Origin of the sequence: Aquisphaera insulae (genome assembly GCF_011064615.1) — a bacterium.
GTDB classification, from domain to species: domain Bacteria; phylum Planctomycetota; class Planctomycetia; order Isosphaerales; family Isosphaeraceae; genus Aquisphaera; species Aquisphaera insulae.
In genome coordinates, this window is the sequence record NZ_JAALJH010000226.1 from 1 (window position 1) to 1,246 (window position 1,246).

Sequence of the window (1,246 nt, forward strand, 5' to 3'; positions counted from 1 at the left end):
GACGAGGACGCGCTCGAACGCGGCATAATCGTCGTCGCCTTCAAAGATGCCCAACCGCGCGTTGGCGCGATTCAGCGCGTGGTAGATCAGCCCGCCTTCAGCCGCTCGAGGTGGTCTTGGCATGGCTTCATAGTAGGACAACCCGAAACGGATGTGAATAAGGCTCCTGACCCCTTATCCTCCCTTAAGGCTCCTGACCCCTTATCCTCCCCCCTTATCCTCCCTCCTGACCCCTTATCCTCCCCCGTCCATCCGTGACGAATCCCGATAATCACCCGATCTCCTGCATCACCGATCACCCACTCTATCCCGGACAGGCGGTAGAATTTCATCGCCCGGTCGCCTTATTCGGCTCCTCGAGTTACTAAGTCAAAGTCTTGCCCATTTCGGACATCACAGACGCGGACAAGAATCTTTTGATCTAAAAATCTGGCCATATCTTTATAGTCTTGAATATCTTTGATTTCACGACCATCGATAGCGGTGATCTCATCGCCTGGCTCCAGAGCAACTGGATCGTTAGATGCTCCAAATCGAGAAAGTCTGCGGAAAACCGAGTCGTCACTTATAGAACCAAGGATCACACCTGGCTTCACAAACCCAGGAGCTATTTTTACAACCACTCCGTGAGCTTTATCGACATAAGGCGGATAGATAGCTGCTGCAGCCTGTTTATCTATTGCGGACAGATCGTTATTCCAGCCGACAGAGAAACCATTCGTGGTCAATCCAGGGGGAATCGGGTACAGCATTATTGACTTAGCATCGAAAGAAGTGGCTACAACATGGGCACGCTCTAAGCGTCCGAAAATATTCGACTGCACTTTGTCTTCGCTCCACCCCGTATATTTTAAGTAGTATTGCATGGCCTCTGGTTGCTTCCATTGAATGCCGCCGGCAGGACTTTGGTGTTCGTGCTGAAAACCCAGGGCGTGTCCTATCTCATGCAGAGCACTCCTTTTGACTTCCATATCATTCGAATCCCTAGATACTTCTAGGTTCATCGAATGATCCTTCTCTAGACGACTATCCGTGCCGACGCTCGAATAGTGACCTTTGTTGCGAAAACTGATTCGAATACATGAATCTTGGAGCCCAAACTTCTCTGCGTGCTCACCAAGCGGCACGGTGAGAATCCGTAGGTTGATGTATTTTTCCCATTCGCGAGCACATGAAAGGACTTTCCTACAAAGGAGAGGGTCTGGATTTTCATCTACAAATTCAATCGCGAGGACTTGACCATTAC

The 1,246-nt window shown here is 50.0% G+C and carries 1 protein-coding gene; it reads right to left on the minus strand.

What is annotated here, in order from left to right:
• Positions 1-344: 344 nt before the first annotated feature.
• The coding region (locus tag G6O54_RS36865) for a zinc metalloprotease (protein WP_165236120.1) at positions 345-1,246 on the minus strand (902 nt) is incomplete at its 5' end.